The sequence below is a fragment of the Sphingomonas sp. P2_B6 genome (assembly GCF_056404755.1).
This window is the reverse complement of the sequence record NZ_JBFUDK010000001.1, coordinates 580,886-600,117: the sequence shown is the minus strand read 5'-3', so window position 1 is coordinate 600,117 and position 19,232 is coordinate 580,886. Positions and strand designations below refer to the sequence as shown.

The following is a 19,232-nucleotide window of genomic DNA, read 5'->3' as shown; positions in this document are numbered from 1 at the left end:
CCATCAAAGTATCACTTTGATGGGACCCTAAAGAACCGTTTTTCGAGATAAACCCCTAACCGGGTTTGCCCGCGGTCAGGAAACTGACCGCGAGTTGTCTCACCGGCCTCATTGCTTGGTGGCTATAGCGTCAGTGCCCCACCCGATCCCATCCCGAACTCGGCCGTGAAACCTGACTGCGCCGATGGTACTATTGCTCAAGCAATGGAAGAGTAGGTCGTCGCCAGGCATTGAAGCCGGTGAAACAATCCACGAAAAACGGATCTATCAGAACCCATTCACAGTCATCCACCCGCCAACCAGCGGGTGCGAACCTTGGCGCGGGGTGGAGCAGCCCGGTAGCTCGTCAGGCTCATAACCTGAAGGTCACAGGTTCAAATCCTGTCCCCGCAACCAACGGACAACACAGCCCGCAGGCACGCGCCTCGCGGGCTTTTTTGCGTCTCCAACGCACAACCGCCGATGCTCCTTCTCGACGTAAAAGCTCCTGGGTCAGCCCTTGCCGGCTCCACCGCGCGTCCGGAAATCCTCCACGCGAATGCCGAGCCGCGCGACCTTGTCGTAAAAGGTTTTCCGCGGAATCCCGAGCAGCGGGAGCGCCGCCGCCACACTGCCCCCCGTCGCCCGCAGTGCCTCCTCGATTGCCTGTGCCTCGAACTGATTGACTCGCGACGGCAGGCTCGGCCGGGGACCGGCCGGCACCGCCGCGGCTGGTTCGGCCAGGCCAAGGACCGCGCCGAACGCGAAGTTGCGCAACTCCCGGACATTGCCCGGCCAGTCATGCGACCGCAGATGACGGCGCATGGCGTCGGTTAGCAGGAATTCAGTAACGCCGGCCTGCTGCTTCGCCTCTTCGACGAAGCGCGCGAACAGGCTCGCAATATCCTCGGGGCGTTCGCGCAGCGGCGGCACGCGCAGCCGGACGAGGTTCAGCCGGTAATAAAGATCCGGCCGGAACCGCCCGTGCATCGCCGCATCGGCAAGGTCGGTCTTGGTCGTCGCGATGACGCGCAGATCGACGCTCCGCGGTCGAGTATCGCCGATGGGATGGACCTCGCGCTCCTCGAGCACCCGCAGCAGCCGGGACTGCAGCGGAAGCGCCATGCTGTCGATCTCGTCGAGCAGCAGGGTGCCGCCGCTCGATGCCTCGATCTGACCGACCCGGGCGAGCCTGGTGTGCGGCACGCTGTCCGCCGCATGGCCGAACAGCCCGACCTCGGCGAGCGCCTCGGGCAGCGCGCCGCAATTGACCGCGATGAACGGCCGGCTTCTGCGCGTGCCCATCCGGTGCAGCAACAGCGCAGCAAGTTCCTTGCCCGTCCCGGTTTCCCCCTCCACCAGCACGTCGATATCGGCGAGCGCGAGCTGCCGGATCGTGCTGCGCAGCTGCACCATCGCCGCGCTGTCGCCGATCAGCGGGCCCCCCTCGTCGACTTCGGCCGCCGCGCGCAGCCGGCGATTGTCGAGTACCAGCAACCTCTTCTCCAGCGCCTTGTTGGCGGCCGCAACGAGGTGATCGGTGGCAAAGGGCTTGGTCAGGAAATCGAACGCGCCGTCGCGCAGCGCCCCAACCGCCATGGCCACATCGGCATGGCCGGTGATCAGGATCACGGGGATGTCAGGGTCGATCGCGCGGACGCGCTCGAGCAACTGCAGTCCGTCGATCCCCGGCATGCGGATGTCGGAGATGATTGCGCCCGCAAAGTCGGGCCGGATCTCGGGCAGTGCCTCGGTCGCGCTGGCAAAGGGGCGCACGCTCAGGCCGGCCAGCTCGAGCGTCTGGATCGTGGCCTGGCGCAGCGGCGCGTCGTCCTCGACGAAGAAGATGCTCTGCTCGGTCGGGAACAGCATCAGGCGCGCTTCAGCCTGAGGATGAAGGCCGCCCCGTCGAGCGCGGAGCTGCCGATCTCCAGCTCGCCGCCGAATTCGCGGGCGATGTCGCGCGCGATGGCGAGGCCGAGGCCGAGCCCTTCCGGCTTGGCGGACACGAAGGGCGCAAAGAGCTGATCGGCGATGGTCGGGTCGACGCCCTGGCCATTATCGCCGACCGTCACGGTGACATCGCCGCCCGAGGCGGTCGCGCCGATCAGGATGCGGGGCGCGGCCACGCCGTCGACCGCGTCGAGCGCGTTCTGCAGCAGATTGACCAGGATCTGCTCGAGCCGGACCCGATCACCGGCGACGTGGGTGTCGCGCATCGCCGGCGGCAAGTCGGCCGTTACTACTTCGCGCGCGCGTTCGCCGAGGATCAGCAGCGCGCCGTCGATCACGGAGCCCAGCGCGATGGCCCCGCGCGCCGGGGTACGACGCCGGGCGAAGTTGCGCAGCTCGGCGGTGATCGATCCGATCCGCGCGGTCAGATCGATGATCTGGGCGAGGTTGCCGCGCACCGGATCGATCTGGTCGCGGTCGAGGAAAATGCCGGCATTCTCGGCAAAGGTGCGGATCGCGGCGACCGGCTGGTTGATCTCATGCGCGACGCCCGCCGTGATCTGCCCAAGCGAGCCGAGCCGGTTGGCCTGGGCCAGCTCCTCGCGTGCGGCGCGGAAGCGGCGCTCGGCCTCGACACGCTCGCGGGATTCGATGGTGAGCTGGCGGTTGGTCTCGCTCAGCTCGGCGGTGCGCCGCACGACTTCCTGTTCCAGCGCCGCCTGCGCCTCGCGTTGGAGCTGCCGTTTCTCGCGCGCACGCCACGCCAGCCCGGCGACCGCGCCGAGGACGACCAGGATACCGAGGCCCCAGAGCCGTACCCGCGTCGTCGCGGCGGCGAGCGGGGCGGCAAGCGGTTCGAGATGGACCAGCTGCGACCCCGCCAGCGGCACCGGAAAGGAGCCGGCACGATATCGCGCTTCGGTGCCGCTAAGCGTGGCTGTTGCCGCCGCGCCCGACAGGGTGATCGGCGCGGCCTGGGGCRGCCCGCTGCCGAACTGCAAGGTCGAGCGCGCCTGCGCCAGCGTCGCGGCATCGAGCGGATGCGTGGCGCGGAAACGCCAGCCGGGCACGCTGGTGATCAGGATCACGCCGTGCGCATCGGTGACGAAGCTCGGTCCCGGCGTGCGCGCCCAGGTCGCTTCGAGCCGGTCGAACTCGACCTTGACCACCACGACCCCCACTGCGCGCCCGCCGACTTCGAGCCGCCGGGCGAGGAACAGGCCCGGCCGCCCGCTGATCGTGCCGAGCGCGAACAGTTCCGAGGCGCCGCGCGCCACGGCTCCCCGAAAATAGGGGCGGAAGCTGTAATTCTGGCCGACAAAGCTGGTCGGCAACCGCCAGTTGCTCGCCGCGACGGTCAGGCCGCCCGCGTCGATGGCGTAGATCGCGGCGGCGTCGGTACGGCTGGCGAGCAGTTCGAGCGTGCGATTGAGCCGCTCGACCGCTGCCGGCGCATGAGTCTCCAGCGCCGTCGCGACATCGGGATATTCGACCAGCACCAGCGGCAGCAGCCGGAATTTCTGCAGCTCGCTGGCGAGCAACCCGGCATGGCTCCGCGCGGTCTGGCTGGTTGCGGCATCGGCGGCCGACTCCGCCTGGGCATTGGCCCAGGGCGCTCCGGCCCAGAGCAGCACGGCGCCGACGGCGATCAGGAGCAATGCTGCCGCGACGAGCCGAAGTCTGATAGCATTTGGTCGGTCGGCCATTATGAGCGACATACCACACAAATCTCCGCTGTCATGTGTGGAAATGCGCACAGTTTAAATCGACCAGCAGGCCATGCTCATCTAAATAATCTATATTTCTCAATCATATGTCCTCCCATTTCGAAACTCTCCCAAGCGGCGTTCTGGCGTCGTAGTTTCACACCCAGCCGCTCACCAGAAAGTGGCCGACAGCGCGGTTTCGCGCGCCGAGAGGGACTGAATGACGATCACCGTCGCCACTGCCACCGACCAACCCCGTGCGCGCGTCCCGCTTTGGCGGCACCTTTATGCGCAGGTATTGGTCGCCATCATTCTGGGCGTGACGCTCGGCCACTTCTGGCCGGTCTGGGGCGCAGCGATGAAACCCGTCGGCGACGGCTTCATCAACCTGGTCAAGATGGTCATCGCGCCGGTGATCTTCCTGTCGGTGGTCAGCGGCATCGCCAGCGTCCGGCAATTGTCGTCGGCCGGCCGGGTCGCGGCCAAGGCGTTCGGCTATTTCCTTGCCTTCTCGACGCTGGCGCTGATCCTCGGCCTGATCGTCGCCAATGTCGTGCAGCCGGGCGCCGGCATGAACGTCGATCCCGCCACGCTCGATCAGGGCGCGGTCGCCACCTATTCGCATAAGGCGCACGAGACCACGATCACCGGTTTCCTGTTGTCGATCATCCCGACGACGATGGTCTCGGCGCTGACCGATGGCTCGATCCTGCAGACGCTGTTCGTCGCGATCCTGTTCGGCATCGCCATGTCGCTGGTCGGCAAGCCCGCCGAGCCTGTCCTGGACCTGGTCGAGCGGCTGGCGCTGATCGTGTTCAAGCTGGTCGGCATATTGATGCGGGCGGCGCCGATCGGCGCGTTCGGGGCGATGGCCTTTACCATCGGCAAATATGGCGTGGGATCGCTGGTCAATCTCGGCGCGCTGGTCGCGACCTTCTATTTCACGTCCTTGTTCTTCGTGCTGGTGATCCTGGGCGCGGTCGCGCGGGCGCATGGCTTCTCGATCGTCCGGCTGATCGTCTATCTGCGCGCCGAGCTACTGCTGGTGCTCGGCACCTCCTCGTCCGAAGCGGCTTTGCCCAGCCTGATCGGCAAGATGGAAGCGGCCGGCTGCGACAAGACCGTCGTCGGGCTGGTCGTGCCGACCGGCTATTCGTTCAATCTCGATGGCACCAATATCTATATGACCCTGGCGGCGCTGTTCATCGCCCAGGCCTGCAATGTCGACCTGTCGCTGTGGCAGCAGATCAGCCTGTTGCTGGTGGCGATGCTGAGTTCGAAGGGCGCGGCCGGGGTTACCGGTGCCGGCTTCATCACGCTCGCATCGACCTTGTCGATCGTGCCCGACGTGCCCGTCGCCGGCATGGCGCTGATCCTCGGCGTCGACCGCTTCATGTCGGAATGCCGCAGCCTGACCAATTTCATCGGCAACGCCGTCGCGACCGTGGTGGTCGCGCGCTGGGAAGGCGCGCTCGATCGCACCCGTCTCGACGCGGCGATGGCCGGCCAACCACTACCGCTTGAATCAGTGATCGCACCGGACGTCGCAACGGCGCTGGCAGAATGACGAATGGGGAGAGAGAAGATGAACCTTGCAATCCGATCGGCGGCGCTGCTTGCCGGAACCGCCTTTGCCGCGCTCGTGACCGCCGGCGCCTGGGCGCAGGAAGCGCCGGCCGCGCCCGCCTCGCAGGATAGCGGCTCGCTCGCGCCGACGGAGGAGGATGCGGCCGAGGTGAAGGACATCGTCGTCGTCGGGTCGCAGATCAAGGGGTCGAGCGTCACCGCCGCGCTCCCCGTCACCGTGCTCGATTCGAAGCAGATCGACGCGACCGGCGCGCTGACCGGCGACGACCTGATCCGCGCCATCCCGCAAATGGGTGACGTCACTTTCAACCCCTCGAACAACCCACAGACCAGCAACGCGGCGCGCGGCGACGTCAATTCGATCAACCTGCGCAACCTCGGCGTCGGCAACACGCTGGTGCTGCTCAACGGCCGCCGCCTCGTCTCGCATCCGGTCAGCCAGGCGGGCGAGGGCAATGTCCCCGTGCTGGGCTTCAACTCCAACTCGCTGCCGGTCGCCGGCATCGAGCGGCTCGAAGTGCTGCGCGACGGCGCGGCCGCGATCTACGGCGCCGATGCCGTGGCCGGCGTGGTCAACACCGTGACCAAGAGCGATTACAAGGGCGTGTCGATCGACGGCCGCTTCGGCTTTGCCGAAGGCACGCATCGCAAGGAATATCAGATCACCGGTTTCGCCGGCACCGACTTTGCCGGGGGACGCGGCAATGTGTCGCTCTATCTCGATTATACCCGGCGCACCGCGCAGCTTTCGGGTGACGAAGCCTATACGGCGACCAACGATCTGCGTTCGCTGTTTCTCCAGGACCCCGACTTTTCCAGCAGCGCCAATCCCGACAGCCGCGCGACTCAGTCGCCCTGGGCAAATCTCGCCGTCGTCGGCGGTCCGGGCACGATCCGCCGCGGTACCACCGCCGTTACCAGCTCGACTGGTCTCTTCCACACCCAGTCGGCGCTCAACCCCGGCTGCGTCGTCACGATCAGCGCCGATACCTGCCTCGGCACCGGCACGCGTGCGACCGGCACGACCTTGCGCAACGAGCGCTTCGACAATGCCGCGGACACCACGGTCTCGCCGCGCATCAGCCGCTTCAACAGCTTTCTTAGCGCGCATTACGACGTCTCGGATGCCTTCACTTTCTATACCGAGATCGGCTATTACAAGGCGAAGAGCCACGCGGTTCAGCCGCCGACGATCAACCTGAACGCGATCGTGGTGCCGGCGACCAATTACTGGAATCCGTTCGGCCCGACCGTCTTCGCCAACGGTACGGTGAATCCAAACCGTATTTCGGGCCTCACCAACGTGCCCGCCGCCGGTCTGCCGGTGCGCCTGTCGACCTACCGCTTCGTCGATACCGGTCCGCAATATGTCGACGTGACCAACTCGCAGTCGCGCTTCCTCGGCGGCGCGAGGGGCAAGATCGGCAGCTTCGATTTCGACACGGCCTTCCTCTATTCCGAGGCGATCGCGACCGACCAGTCCGACGCCATCAACATGACCAAGCTGCAGCAGAGCCTCGCGCTGTCGACGCCCGACGCCTATAATCCGTTCAGCGGCGGCTGCTCGGCCAATCCGAGCATCGGCGATTGCTCGCCCTCGTCCCAGGCAGCGATCGACGCGATCACCTTCAAGCTGCGCCGGCACGACAAGACCACCCTGGCGCTGGGCGATTTCAAGGTGTCCAACGGCCATCTCTTCGCGCTTCCGGGCGGCGATGTCGGCATCGCGGCGGGCATCGAGGGCCGCCGCGAGACTCAGCGCGACGATCGCGATCCGAACCTCGACGGGCGGATCCAGTTCGTCGATGCGGTGACCGGGGAGACCTCGATCAGCAATGTCGCGGCGGTCAGCCCGACGCCGTCCACCCGGGGCGACCGCTTCGTCGCCTCGGCCTTTGGCGAACTCGCCGTGCCGTTGGTCTCGCCGGACATGAACATCCCGCTGGTCCGGCGCCTCGATCTGCAGCTGGCCGGCCGTTACGAACATTACAGCGATTTCGGATCGGTGGCGAAGCCGAAGGTCGCCGCCGCCTGGGATCTGGTCGATGGCCTGCGCCTGCGCGGTTCCTGGTCGCAGGGCTTCCGCGCGCCGAACCTCGAACAGACCAAGACGGTGCAATATTCGCGGCTCAGCTCGAGCAGTGTGATCAATCAGGATTTCTATCGCTGCGAAGCGGACGTACGCAAAGCCGCCATCGCCAATTTCAACACCTGCACGCGCAACATCAGCTACACCATCCTGATCAGCGGCAACCCGGACCTGAAGCCGGAGGACAGCACCAACTGGACGGTCGGCGCGGTGATCGAGCCCAAGTTCATCCCGCGCCGTTTCGGCCGGCTGACCCTGACCGCCGATTTCTGGTCGATCCACCAGGTCGGAATCGTCGGCCAGTTCGGCGCGCAGAACGCGCTGGTGCTCGACTATCTCCTGCGCCTCCAGGGTTCGAGCAACCCCAACGTCATCCGCGCGGCGGTGACGCCGGACGACACCGCGGTGTTCGCCGGATCGAACCTGGCGCCGGCCGGGGCGATCCTGCAGATCAAGGACCAGTTCACCAATCTGCTGCCGCAGACGGTGCAGGGTGTCGATCTCGCGCTGCTCTATCGCCTGAACGATACCGGGATTGGCGATTTCGATCTCAACATCAACGCGGCGCGGCTGACCAAATATGCCCGCGAGAATCCCCCGATGGTGCAGACGCTGTTCGATGCGCGCTCGGCCGGCACGATCAACGCGGCGACGCCGCTCACTGACGGCAGCGATCTGATCGAGGTGCGCGGCAAGCCGAAATGGCGCGTCACCGGGTCACTCACCTGGACGCTCGGCCAGGTTCAGATCGGTGGCTTCGCCAACTTCACCAGTGACGTCAACGACACCAATTTCCTCGATGCATCGGGCAATCCCTATGTCATCCAGGGCCAGACGACGTTCAACCTCTACGCGCAATATCGCTTCAAGGGCGGCGCGCTGGACAATACGCGGATCCGCGTCGGCGCGCGCAACCTGTTCGACAAGCAGCCGCCGATCACCGCCGATGGCTATTTCGGCTCGCTCTACAATCCCTATGGCCGTTACTGGTACGTATCGATCGGCAAGAAGTTTTGAGGAAGACGCGGATGAAATTGGGCAAGATCGGGTTGCTGCTGGCGGCGTCGTTCGTGGCGCTGTCCCCTGTCGCGGCGGTCGCGCAGGTGCAGGCGCCCGTCCCCCCGCCGGTGATCTCCACGGTGGCGCCGCCGGCCCGGACGATCCTGTTCGTCGGCAACAGCTTCACGCAAGGGGCGCATTCGGCGGTGCGCCGCTACCGTACGGACACGGTGACTGACCTCACCAATGACGGCACCGGCGGCGTGCCGGCGATCTTCAAGCTGATGACGCAGGAGGCGGGGCTCAATTATACCGTCAGCCTGGAGACCCAGGGCGGCAAGGGCCTGGATTTCCATTACGACACCAGGCGCGCGTTGCTCGATCGCAAATGGGATGTCGTCGTGCTGCAGGAATTCAGCACGCTCGACCGGGCCAAGCCGGGCGATCCCGGGCTGCTGGTGACCTATTCCCGGCTGCTCGCGGCGATGTTTCGCCAGCGCAATCCGGCGGTGCGGATCGAGTTCAGCTCGACCTGGTCGCGCGCCGACGAAACCTATCAGCCCAAGGGCCATTGGTTCGGCAAGCCGATCACCGCGATGGCGCTGGACCTGCGCGCCGGCGCCAATCTCGCCCTGGCCAACCGGTCGATCGACGGGATCATCCCGATCGGTGAGGCATGGAACCGCGCCTTTGCGGAAGGGGTGGCCGATCCCAATCCCTATGACGGGACCGAGTTCGGCAAGACCGACCTGTGGACCTATGACCAGTATCACGCGAGCACGGCCGGCTATTATCTCGAAGCGCTGATGGTCTTCGGCAAGGTGACGGGGCTCGACCCGCGCTCGCTCGGCGCAAACGAGAAGGCGGCCGACGATCTGGGCCTGTCGCCGAAACTGGCGGCGTCGCTGCGCGATATCGCCTTCAGGCAGCTCGAGGCGGAGAAGATGCCACGCTGATCAGGTCGACGGGCTGCATCAGAAATCCAGGATCATAACCGCGGCGCCGGCCGCCTCTGCCAGGGCGTCGCGCCCGCGGTGGATCAGCACATTGGCCGACGCGAGGCTGGCCTGTGCCGATGCGGTCTGTCGGTCGATCGCCCTGACGGTGACGCCGTCCCAGTCGCCGCACAGGAAGCTCTCGCGATTGCCCGCTTCTCCCAGCGGCGCGCCAAGCACCGCCGGCCGCCAGCCCAGCGCCGTCTTGGCCGGCCTGCCGGTGAGCAGGCACAGCAACGGCGCGAGGAATAGCCGCGCCGTGACCAGCGCGGCAGTCGGATTGCCCGGCAGCCCCAGCACCTGCATGCCGCTCGCCCGGCCATACCAGACAGGCTTGCCCGGCTTGATCGCCACGCCGGCAAAGACGCGGTCGAGGCCAAGCGCGCTCAAAGCCCCACCCGAGAAATCGCGGTCCCCGACCGAGGCGCCACCGGTGACGATCAGCACATCCGCCTCCGCCATTGCGGCCAGTGCCTGTGCTTCGATCATATCGCTGTCGTCAGGCACCAACGCCATGCCCGAGATCGTTGCCCCCCATTCGGTCGCAAGCGACGCGATGGCGAGCGAAGTGCTGTCGGGGATCGATAGTGCGCCGCCGCCGGCCAGCCCCGGCCGTGATAGCTCGTCCCCGGTCGCAAGGACGAAGACCCTGGGCCGGCGCCACACCGTCAGGGTCGCCGCATCCGCCGCTGCCGCGACCAGCACCGCCCGCGTATCGAGCCGCCGGCCGGCGGACAGCAGCGCCTCGCCCGCCGCGAAATCGGAGGCGCGCTGCCGGACATGGCGCCGACCCTCCGCAGTGGGGATGGCCACCTCGTCGCCATGCCGTACTGCCAGTTCCTGCACGATCACCCGATCGGCTCCTTCCGGCACCGGCGCGCCGGTGAAGATCCGGACTGCCTCGCCCGCACCGATCGCGCCGCGAAACGGACGGGCAGGGAAGGAGTCGCCGATAACCTTCAGGCGAGACGCTTGCGCCCCGTTGACCGCATAGCCGTCCATCGCCGCCAGATCGGCGCGCGGGGAATCGAGCCGGGCCAGCACGGGCCTTGCCAGGATGCGCCCCGCGGCATCGGCCAGCGCCACCCGTTCCTGCCCGAGCGGTGCTGCCACTGCCGCCATACGCGCAATAGCAGGGTCGAAGTCGAGCGTGGCCCGGCACGGCACGCTCGGGCGGATGGCAAAGGCGAGGTCAGACATGCCGGCGCGCCGCGTCGAGGATCATATTGAGGTCGGCGGCGCGGCGGGCGCGCATCGCTTCGCCGATCAGGATCAGCGCCGGCCTGCCGGTCGCGCTGCCGATCGCGATCGGCAGCAGGTCGAGCCGCGTATGGACCAGCCGTTCCTCGGCGAGGCTCACATCCCCGGCGATCAGCACCGGTGTCGCGGCGGACAGCCCATGCGCGATCAGCTTGCGGCAGATCTCGGGCGCGGCGCCCCGGCCCATATAGAAAACCAGCGTCGCTCGGCGGTCGGCCAACGCCGCCCAGTCGAGATCGATCGCCTCGCCCGCCCGCGCCTGGGCCGTGACGAAGCGCACCTGCCGCGCCGATCCGCGCAACGACAGCGACACCCCCGCGCTCGCGGCAGCGGCGCTGGCCGCGGTAACGCCGGGGCAGATGCGCGCCCGCACCCCCGCCAGCGCCAGCGCATCCATCTCCTCCGCCGACCGGCCGAAGATCGACGGATCGCCGCCCTTCAGCCGCACCACGCGCTCGCCAACGAGCGCTGCCTGCACCAGCAGTGCGTTGATCGCCTCCTGAGTCCGCGAATGCCGTCCGGCGCGCTTACCCACGGGCACGCGGCGCACATAGTCGGGGATCAGGTCGAGCACGCCTGACCCGACCAGCGCATCATGGAATATCACCGAGGCAGCGGCGATCAGCCGCTCGGCCTTGCGCGTCAGCAGATCGGGGTCGCCGGGGCCAGCCCCGACCAGCCAGACCTCGCCGGGGGCGATGAGCTCAACCATAAGCGGCTTCCTTTTGCGGTGGGAGCAGGGCGGCGATGGCGGGGCGGCACGATCCGCAATTGGTGCCGGCGTTGATCGCCAGGCCGACGGCCTCGACGCTCACCAGACGCTGCCCGGCGATCGCGTCGAGGATGGTGTTGAGCCCGACATCGAAGCAGACGCAGATGATCCTGCCGCGATCGGGTGCCGGGCTTGCCGGGCGCCCCGCGAGCAGTTCGAACGGCGCGGCATCCGCCTGGCCGAGCTGCGCGATCAGCCAGTCGCGCGGCGGCAGTCCGCCGCTGCGCGAGACGAACAGCGCCGCCTGAAGCATGCCGTCTGCCATCACCGCGGATCGGATCACGCCGCGCTTGGTGTCGATCATCTCGGCCCGTTCGCCCTCTGGCAGCAGCGCGGTCAGCGGCGCGATATCGCCGTCGCCCGCCAGTTCGGTCAGCCAGCCGCTCGCGGTGCGGATCCGTGTCCAGTAAGCGCAATCGGGCTTGGCCGGCAGATCGCGCGACAGCAGGAAACCGCTCCAGCCCGGCTTGTACGGCGTGGCGGTCGCAGGCGTGTTCTTGAAGCCGGGCTGGCCCGACACCGGGTCGCGGTCCCGCGCCGGCAACAACCCCGCCCGGCCTCCGCCACTGGTCTGGTCGGTCCAGTGGATCGGCACGAACAACTCGCGCCGCCTTTGGTCGGGCGTGCTGGTCACCCGGAAGATGCTCGACCCTTGCGCCGTCTGCACCCGCGCCAGCCCGCCATCGACCAGGCCGAGCCGCTGGACGGTGTCGGGATGCACTTCGAGCAACGGCTCGCGACGATGCTGGGACAGCTTGGGCGACAGGCCGGTGCGTGTCATGCTGTGCCACTGGTCGCGATAGCGCCCGGTGTTGAGCCGTAGCGGAAAGGCACGGTTGCCGTCATCGCGCGGCACATGGCGAACCGGCACCAGCCGCGCCTTGCCGTCGGGCGTGGCATAGCTCCGCGCCGCGAAAGGCGAGGGGCCGCCCCATTGGAACGGCGCCATGACGTCATAATCCTGGTTCGACATCGCCGCCTTGTCCGAGATGTCGAGTACCCGCGCGCCGTCATTCTCGAACCCGGTCTGCGCGGCGAATTCGCGGAAGATGCTCGCCGCGTCGGGATAGTCGAACCCCGCAAAGCCCATGCGCCTCGCCACTTCGGCGATCGCCCACCAGTCTGGCTTCGCTTCGCCCGGTGACGTCATGAAGCCACGCTGGCGCGAGATGCGGCGTTCGGAATTGGTGACCGTGCCGTCCTTCTCGCCCCAGCCGGTCGCGGGCAGCTTCACCTGCGCGTAGAAACTCGTGTCGGTCGCCGCGATACAGTCCGAGACCACGACGAACGGGCAATTGGCCAGCGCGACCCGCGCCATGCGCGCATCGGGCAGCGAGACGGCGGGGTTGGTCGCCATGATCCAGACTGCCTTTATCCTGCCCTTGGCCATCGCGTCGAACATGTCGACGGCTTTCAGCCCAGGCCCGGGGCAGATCGTCGGCGACTGCCAGAAGCGCTGCGCCCGGTCGCGCTCGGCGTCGCTGAAGCCCATATGCGCCGCCAGCATGGAGGCAAGCCCGCCCACTTCGCGTCCCCCCATCGCATTGGGCTGGCCGGTGATGCTGAACGGCCCCGCACCCGGCTTGCCGATCCGCCCCGTGGCGAGGTGCAGGTTGATGATCGCATTCGCCTTGTCGGTGCCGCTGGTCGACTGGTTCACGCCCTGGCTGAACAGGGTGACGGTGCGCGGATGCTCGGCGAACAGGTCGTAGAACGCCTGCAGGTCGGCGGGCGCGATATCGCAGGTCTTCGCCACATCGCCGGCATGCAGGGTTTTCCAGAACCCCTCCGGCACCGCGACATGCTCGGTGAGATAGCGCCCGTCGAGCCGCCACACCGACCGCATCTCGGCCAGCAGTCCGGCGAACAGCGCGACGTCGCTGTCGGGCGCGATGGCGAGGTGGAGATCGGCCCGCTCGGCGGTCTCGGTGCGGCGCGGGTCGATCACCACCAGCTTCGTCCCGCGCGCCGCCATTGCCGCCTCGATCCGCTGCCATAAAATCGGGTGGCACCAGGCCGTGTTCGATCCGACCAGGATAATCAGGTCGGCGGCGTCGAGATCGTCATAGCTGCACGGCACCACATCCTCGCCGAACGCCCGGACATGCGCCGCCACCGCGCTGGCCATGCACAGCCGCGAATTGGTGTCGATATTGGCGGTGCCGATAAAGCCCTTCATCAGCTTGTTGGCGACGTAATAATCCTCGGTCAGCATCTGGCCCGAGGCATAGAAGGCGACGCTGTCCGGGCCGTATTCGGCGATCGTCGCGGCGAAACGGCTGGCGACGAGATCTAGCGCCTCGTGCCAGCCGGTCCTCTCCGACCCGATCATGGGATGTAACAGGCGTCCTTCGAGCCCGATCGTCTCGCCGAGATGCGTGCCCTTGGAGCAGAGCTTGCCGCGGTTGGCGGGGTGGTCGGGGTCGCCGGCGATGGTGGCGGTGCGGTCTCCCGTTGAGGTTGCTAGGACGCCACAGCCGACCCCGCAGTAGGGACAGGTGGTCTTAGTCCCCCTCCCGCTTGCGGGAGGGGCTAGGGGTGGGCGCCCGGCTTCCATTAGCGGGCCGCTCGAGGAAAGCGCGAGCCCACCCCCGGCCCCTCCCGCAAGCGGGAGGGGGGAAGAAGAGGCGCGCTCACCTTCACTGCACCCCCTCGAGCGCAGCAGCGCGCCCGATCAAAATCCGCCCCCCATCCACCTTCACCGGAATCACCGGCACGCACCCCTTGTCCGCGCCCAGTGCCTCACCCGTCACCAGCGAGATGCGCCAGTTGTGCAGCGGGCAGGTCACCGTCGTGTCGTGGACGATGCCCTGGCTGAGCGGCCCGGCCTTGTGCGGACATTGATTGGCCAGCGCATAGACCTGGCCATTCGCGGTGTGGAAGATCGCGATCTCGCGCCCGCCGCGCACCGGCAGGGTTCGCGCGCCGAGCGCCGGAAGCTGGTCGACCGGACCGATATCGAGCCATTCGGGTTCCATCACGCGACCTCCAGCTTGCGGGCGGGAGCAGCCGTGGGGGCCGGGCGGATCTCGGCGAGATGCTGGTGGAGTTTCCAGTCCTCGCCCGCGGCGCGCTTCGCCCAGGGGTCGTCCTGCATGAAGCTCTGCGAATAGAGGAACCGCGTCCGCAACGCCTCGCGCCCCACCGGATCATCGACGATCCGCCGCCGGATATAATCCAGCCCGACCCGCTCGACCCAGGGCGCGGTGCGGTCGAGATAGCGCGCTTCCTCGCGATAGAGCTGGATGAAGGCAGCGCAGTAATCCATCGCTTCCTGCTCGGTCGCGACCTTGCACAGGAAATCGGTGCCGCGCAGCTTGATGCCGCCATTGCCGCCGATCGACAGCTCATACCCGCTGTCGACGCAGATCACGCCCACGTCCTTGATCGTCGCCTCGGCGCAGTTGCGCGGGCAACCCGACACCGCGATCTTGAACTTGTGCGGCATGAAGCTGCCCCAGGTCATCTGCTCGATCCTGATGCCCAGCCCGGTCGAATCCTGCGTGCCGAAGCGGCACCATTCCGAGCCGACACAGGTCTTCACCGTGCGCAGCGCCTTGGCATAGGCATGGCCGCTGACCATGCCGGCGGCATTGAGATCGGCCCACACCGCCGGCAGATCCTCCTTGCGGATGCCGAAGATGTCGAGCCGCTGCCCGCCGGTCACCTTCACCATGCGCGCCCGATATTTCTCGGCGACATCGGCGATCGCGCGCAGTTCCGTCGGGTTGGTCACCCCGCCCCACATGCGCGGCACGACCGAATAGGTGCCGTCCTTCTGGATGTTCGCGTGCATCCGCTCGTTGACGAAACGCGACTGGTTGTCGTCGACGAACTCGCCCGGCCAGGCGCACAGCAGGTAATAATTGAGCGCCGGGCGGCAGGACGAACAGCCATCGGGCGTAGTCCAGTGCAACTCCTGCATCACCTGCGGGATCGCCTTTAGCGACTTCTCGACGATCAGCCGGCGGACATCCTCATGCGTGAAGCTGGTGCATTTGCACACGGTCGGCGCGGCGCGTTCGCCGGCGTACTCATCGCCCATGGTGATCGCGAGCAGCCCCTCGACCAGCCCGGTGCAGGATCCACACGACGCCGATGCCTTGGTGCAGGCCCGCACGGCGTCGAGCGTGCACGCGCCGTCCTGGATCGCCGCGACCACCTTGCCCTTGGACACGCCGTTGCAGCCGCAGATCTCGCCGTCGTCGGCCATCGCCGCGACGGCCGCATTAGGGTTTGCCGATGCCCCTCCTCCCGAGGCGAAGGCCTGGCCGAAGATCAGCGCGTCGCGGATCGAGGCGACATCCTCCTGGCGTTTCAGCAGGTCGAAATACCAGTTGCCGTCCTGCGTATCGCCATAGAGCACCGCGCCGATCAGCCGGTCGTCCTTGACCACCACGCGCTTGTAGATACCGCGCGAGGCGTCGCGCATGACGATGTCCTCGCAGCCTTCGCCGCCCGAGAAATCGCCGGCGGAGAAGACGTCGATCCCGGAGACCTTGAGCTTGGTCGAGGTGACCGATCCGCCATAGCCATTGGGCGTCGCGACCAGCCCGTCGGCGAGGCTGCGGCACATGTCCCAGAGCGGCGCGACCAGGCCGTAGACCTGGCCCTGATGCTCGACGCACTCGCCCACCGCGAGGATGTCGGCGTCCGAGGTGACGAGATGATCGTCGACATGGATGCCACGCCCGATCGCCAGCCCGGCATCGCGCGCCAGCTTCACATTGGGGCGAATGCCCACTGCCATGACGACGAGGCTCGCGGGGATCTCGCGCCCGTCCTTCAGCCGCACGCCCTCGACCTTGCCCTGGCCGATGATCTGCGCCGTATCGGCCCCGGTCAGGATCGTCTGCCCGCGACGTTCCAGCTCTTCCTTCAGCAGCCAGCCGGCGGCTTCGTCGAGCTGCCGCTCCATCAGGGTCGGCATCAGGTGAAGCACCGTCACCTTCATGCCGCGCAGGCACAGGCCATGCGCTGCCTCGAGCCCGAGCAGCCCGCCGCCGATCACCACCGCATCGCCCCCGGCCGACGCCGCGCGCAGCATCGCGCCGACATCGTCCATGTCGCGAAAGGTAACGACACCCTGCAGATCGTGCCCCGGCACCGGGATGATGAAGGGATCGGAACCCGTCGCGAGCAGCAGCTTGTCGTACCTCTCGACCCGGCCCGACCGTGCGGTGACGGTGCGCTCGGCCCGGTCGATCGCCACCACGGGATCGCCCGCGACCAGGTCGATCGCATTATCGGCGTACCAGGCGTGATCGTTGATCACGATGTCCTCGAACACCTTGTCGCCCGCCAGCAATGGGGAGAGCATGATGCGGTTATAGTTCACCCGCGGCTCGGCGCCGAAGATGGTGATGCGGTATTTGCCCGCGTCGCGCGCAAGGATTTCCTCGACCGCGCGGCATCCGGCCATGCCGTTGCCGATGACGACAAGATGCGGTTTGTCAGGGGTCATATCGCCCACTCCAGGGAGAGCCAGAATTTGGTGGTGTCGGTAGCGAAGCGATCGGCGGCGTAGGACGCGTATTTGGCGAGCGCGGTGTACCGCCCACGCCTGACGCTCGCCTGCACGTCGATCTCGTCGCCATAATGCTGGGCGGCACGGTCGCTGTCGAAGCGGTGGTAGGCGGCGGCCAGGTCGATCGAGGCGAAGGGCCCGACCTCCTTCCAGCCATAGCCCGCCGAAGCATAGGCATCGCGCAGGCCATCGGGTGGGGTGACGAGGAACTTGTCCGCCCAGCCGTTGAACTTGTGCAAGGTCGCGAGCGGCGTCTGGAAGCTGGTCAGCGCGACGCCCTCATCGGCGCCGAGCACCTCATAACCACCGCCCAGCTTGAACGCGGCCAGCTCCAGCCCGATCTCGCCGGCATAATAGCTTGCGGCATAATGGTTCGGGTTGCGGCCATGGTCGCTCTGTCGCGCATAGCTGGCGAGATAGGTCAGCCTAGCCTTGGGCCCGATCGCGCGGCCTCCGGCGAAGCGCGCGCCATAGGTCTGGCTGCTGTTGCGCAGCACCAGCGAACGGTTCTGGTCGACCAGATAGGCAAAGCCGGTGAGCGTGCCGAGCGTCGTCGTGAAGGAGAGATTGGCAAAGACATTGTCGCCGCCGATCGATGCGTAGCGCGCCGGGCCATAGCGATTGCCGCCATCGATCCCCCAGATGGTCCGGTCGGCCCGGGCATAGGTCACATCCGCCTTGAGGTTCTTCACGCCCGACCATTCGATCCGCGCGGCGTCGAAGGTCTGCTCATTGTCGCGCCAGCCGACCGATCCCACGAAGCGCTGGTCGTCGAGATTGATCCGCTGCCGCCCGACCGTGACGACCGTTTTGGGCAGCCCGCGATACTGGAGCTGCAGCCGGTTCAGCTCGATATTCTGCGCGTCGGGCACCAGCGGAAAACCGGTCTTGCCGTTGAGTCCGCTGTTATAATGTTCCGAAAGCGCCAGCACTGCCTCGCTCTCGGCCAGCAGCGCGAAATCGCCGGCCCTGGCCTCCACGCCGCTGCGGATACGCATCGTCACGGCATCGGCATCGCGGGCCAGCGGCGCCTGGTCGACATGCTCGTAGCGCAGCCGGGCATCGATCAGCGGTTTCAGCGTGACCGGCCCGGCAAGCGCCGGTGTCGACACCAGTCCCGCCAAAAGGATGGACGCGCGCATCAGATCCGCACGCCATCGGCGGCCGCGCCCCAGGTGCTGCGCCAGCGTGCCTTGACCAAGGTCAGCCCGCCCAAAGCGACCAGCGCCAGCCCGGCAAAGATCAGGAAACCCGTCGCGGTGCTGCCGGTCAGCTGTTTGGCGAAGCCGAGCGAGGAAGCAAGATAGAAGCCGCCGACACCACCGCCGAACCCGACCAGCCCGGTCATCACCCCGATCTCATGGCGGAACCGCTGCGGCACCAGCTGGAACACCGCGCCATTGCCGAAACCCAGCGTCGCCATCACGAGCAGGAACAACGCCATGGTGCCGACCAGCGAGGCCGGCGCGGTGCTGATCGCGATCAGCGTCGCCGCGGCCAGGCCATAAACGAATGTCAGCGTCTTCACGCCGCCGATCCTGTCCGCCGTCGCGCCACCGAACGGGCGGACCAGCGACCCGATGAACACACAGGCCGCGGTGCAGTATCCCGCCATCACCGGGCTCAGCGCGAACTGGTCGGTGAAATAGATCGAGAGACTCGCGGCAAGGCCGACGAACCCGCCGAAGGTCACGCCGTAGAACAGCATGAACCACCAGGCATCGGCCTGCTTGAGCACGGCCAGATAGGCCGCGAGCTTTTTCGGTGCCGGCCGGTCGGGCGCATCCTTGGCCATCGCCATGTACAGCACGAACACCACGGCGAGCGGGATCGTCGCCAGCCCGAACACCGCGTTCCAGCCGAACGCCTTGGCGAGCAGCGGCGCGAACAGCGAGGCAAGCACGGTGCCGGAATTGCCCATGCCGGCAATGCCCATCGCCTTGCCCTGATGCTCGGCCGGGTACCAGCGCGAGGCAAGGGGCAGGGCGACCGCGAAGCTCGCCCCGGCAAAGCCGAGCACCACACCCACAGCGAGCGTGCCGGCGAAGCTGTGCACCCCGAACGCCCAGGCCGTCAGCAACCCGGCGATGACGATGATCTGCCCGATCGCCCCGGTGCGTTTCGGGCCGATCCGGTCGACCAGCACCCCGTTGACCAGCCGCAGCACCGCGCCCGCCAGGGTCGGCACCGCCACCATCAGGCCCTTTTGCGCGGGAGTCAGCGCGAGGTCGGCGGCGATGATCGGCGCGAGCGGGCCGAGCAGCACCCACACCATGAAAGCGAGATCGAAATAGAGGAAGGCGGCGATCAGGGTGGGGCGATGCCCCACCTGCCAGAAACCGCCATTGCGGTCGGTCGCGATCAT

12 protein-coding genes, 1 tRNA gene and 1 rRNA gene are annotated in these 19,232 nt (G+C 67.2%); 5 read left to right on the top strand and 9 right to left on the bottom strand.

Annotated elements, in window-relative coordinates; translation table 11 throughout:
- Positions 1-114: 114 nt before the first annotated feature.
- Positions 115-229 (top strand): 5S ribosomal RNA (gene rrf / locus AC1DX5_RS02535).
- 90 nt (positions 230-319) lie between these two features.
- A tRNA-Met gene (locus AC1DX5_RS02530) sits at positions 320-396 on the top strand.
- 96 nt (positions 397-492) lie between these two features.
- Here the strand turns inward: AC1DX5_RS02530 and AC1DX5_RS02525 are convergent.
- Complete coding sequence (locus tag AC1DX5_RS02525) at positions 493-1,851, bottom strand: sigma-54-dependent transcriptional regulator (protein ID WP_465171700.1); 1,359 nt, start codon at positions 1,849-1,851, stop codon at positions 493-495.
- The gene (locus AC1DX5_RS02520; RefSeq protein WP_478014022.1) at positions 1,851-3,638 is read right to left on the bottom strand and encodes a sensor histidine kinase; all 1,788 of its coding nucleotides are present in this window, start codon (positions 3,636-3,638) and stop codon (positions 1,851-1,853) included. The genes AC1DX5_RS02525 and AC1DX5_RS02520 overlap by 1 nt, the downstream gene beginning before the upstream one ends.
- Before the next feature lie 220 nt (positions 3,639-3,858).
- Between AC1DX5_RS02520 and AC1DX5_RS02515 the strand changes: the two genes are divergently transcribed.
- The 3 genes from AC1DX5_RS02515 to AC1DX5_RS02505 are packed head-to-tail and all read left to right on the top strand — an operon-like array spanning position 3,859 to position 9,269.
- Positions 3,859-5,205, top strand: coding sequence for a dicarboxylate/amino acid:cation symporter (locus AC1DX5_RS02515; RefSeq protein WP_478014021.1), 1,347 nt, complete (start codon positions 3,859-3,861; stop codon positions 5,203-5,205).
- Positions 5,206-5,223: 18 nt separating this feature from the next.
- On the top strand, positions 5,224-8,331 hold the full coding sequence (locus AC1DX5_RS02510; protein WP_465171703.1) for a TonB-dependent receptor domain-containing protein: 3,108 nt from the start codon (positions 5,224-5,226) through the stop codon (positions 8,329-8,331).
- Between the two features lie 11 nt (positions 8,332-8,342).
- The gene (locus tag AC1DX5_RS02505) at positions 8,343-9,269 is read left to right on the top strand and encodes a PEP-CTERM sorting domain-containing protein (RefSeq protein WP_478014020.1); all 927 of its coding nucleotides are present in this window, start codon (positions 8,343-8,345) and stop codon (positions 9,267-9,269) included.
- 18 nt (positions 9,270-9,287) lie between these two features.
- Here the strand turns inward: AC1DX5_RS02505 and AC1DX5_RS02500 are convergent, their stop codons facing one another.
- The 7 genes from AC1DX5_RS02500 to AC1DX5_RS02470 all read right to left on the bottom strand — a co-directional run bounded on the left by AC1DX5_RS02500 (position 9,288) and on the right by AC1DX5_RS02470 (position 19,232).
- Entirely contained in the window at positions 9,288-10,508 is a 1,221-nt protein-coding gene (locus AC1DX5_RS02500) for a molybdopterin molybdotransferase MoeA (protein WP_478014019.1), read from the bottom strand.
- Positions 10,501-11,280 (bottom strand): uroporphyrinogen-III C-methyltransferase, encoded by a 780-nt coding sequence (cobA, locus tag AC1DX5_RS02495; RefSeq protein WP_478014018.1) that lies wholly within the window; start codon positions 11,278-11,280, stop codon positions 10,501-10,503. The genes AC1DX5_RS02500 and cobA overlap by 8 nt, the downstream gene beginning before the upstream one ends.
- Positions 11,273-13,897 (bottom strand): molybdopterin-dependent oxidoreductase, encoded by a 2,625-nt coding sequence (locus AC1DX5_RS02490; RefSeq protein WP_478014017.1) that lies wholly within the window; start codon positions 13,895-13,897, stop codon positions 11,273-11,275. The genes cobA and AC1DX5_RS02490 overlap by 8 nt, the downstream gene beginning before the upstream one ends.
- 82 nt (positions 13,898-13,979) lie before the next feature.
- On the bottom strand, positions 13,980-14,318 hold the full coding sequence (gene nirD, locus AC1DX5_RS02485) for a nitrite reductase small subunit NirD (RefSeq protein ID WP_478014037.1): 339 nt from the start codon (positions 14,316-14,318) through the stop codon (positions 13,980-13,982).
- Positions 14,318-16,804: a nitrite reductase large subunit NirB gene (gene nirB / locus AC1DX5_RS02480; RefSeq protein ID WP_478014016.1), complete on the bottom strand. Its 2,487-nt coding sequence runs from the start codon at positions 16,802-16,804 to the stop codon at positions 14,318-14,320. The genes nirD and nirB overlap by 1 nt, the downstream gene beginning before the upstream one ends.
- The gene (locus AC1DX5_RS02475) at positions 16,801-18,009 is read right to left on the bottom strand and encodes an alginate export family protein (RefSeq protein ID WP_478014015.1); all 1,209 of its coding nucleotides are present in this window, start codon (positions 18,007-18,009) and stop codon (positions 16,801-16,803) included. Before AC1DX5_RS02475 ends, nirB begins: the two co-directional genes overlap by 4 nt.
- A complete protein-coding gene (locus AC1DX5_RS02470; protein ID WP_478014036.1) occupies positions 18,009-19,232 on the bottom strand; it encodes a nitrate/nitrite transporter in 1,224 nt (407 codons plus the stop codon). Before AC1DX5_RS02470 ends, AC1DX5_RS02475 begins: the two co-directional genes overlap by 1 nt.

Coding starts and splice junctions, on each gene's coding strand:
- AC1DX5_RS02525 (WP_465171700.1), bottom strand. CDS start 1,851: ATGCTGTTCCCGACCGAGCAGAGCATCTTCTTCGTCGAGGACGACGCG.
- AC1DX5_RS02515 (WP_478014021.1), top strand. CDS start 3,859: ATGACGATCACCGTCGCCACTGCCACCGACCAACCCCGTGCGCGCGTC.
- AC1DX5_RS02510 (WP_465171703.1), top strand. CDS start 5,224: ATGAACCTTGCAATCCGATCGGCGGCGCTGCTTGCCGGAACCGCCTTT.
- AC1DX5_RS02505 (WP_478014020.1), top strand. CDS start 8,343: ATGAAATTGGGCAAGATCGGGTTGCTGCTGGCGGCGTCGTTCGTGGCG.
- AC1DX5_RS02500 (WP_478014019.1), bottom strand. CDS start 10,508: ATGTCTGACCTCGCCTTTGCCATCCGCCCGAGCGTGCCGTGCCGGGCC.
- cobA (WP_478014018.1), bottom strand. CDS start 11,280: ATGGTTGAGCTCATCGCCCCCGGCGAGGTCTGGCTGGTCGGGGCTGGC.
- AC1DX5_RS02490 (WP_478014017.1), bottom strand. CDS start 13,897: ATGGAAGCCGGGCGCCCACCCCTAGCCCCTCCCGCAAGCGGGAGGGGG.
- nirD (WP_478014037.1), bottom strand. CDS start 14,318: ATGGAACCCGAATGGCTCGATATCGGTCCGGTCGACCAGCTTCCGGCG.
- nirB (WP_478014016.1), bottom strand. CDS start 16,804: ATGACCCCTGACAAACCGCATCTTGTCGTCATCGGCAACGGCATGGCC.
- AC1DX5_RS02475 (WP_478014015.1), bottom strand. CDS start 18,009: ATGCGCGCGTCCATCCTTTTGGCGGGACTGGTGTCGACACCGGCGCTT.
- AC1DX5_RS02470 (WP_478014036.1), bottom strand. CDS start 19,232: ATGATCGCGACCGACCGCAATGGCGGTTTCTGGCAGGTGGGGCATCGC.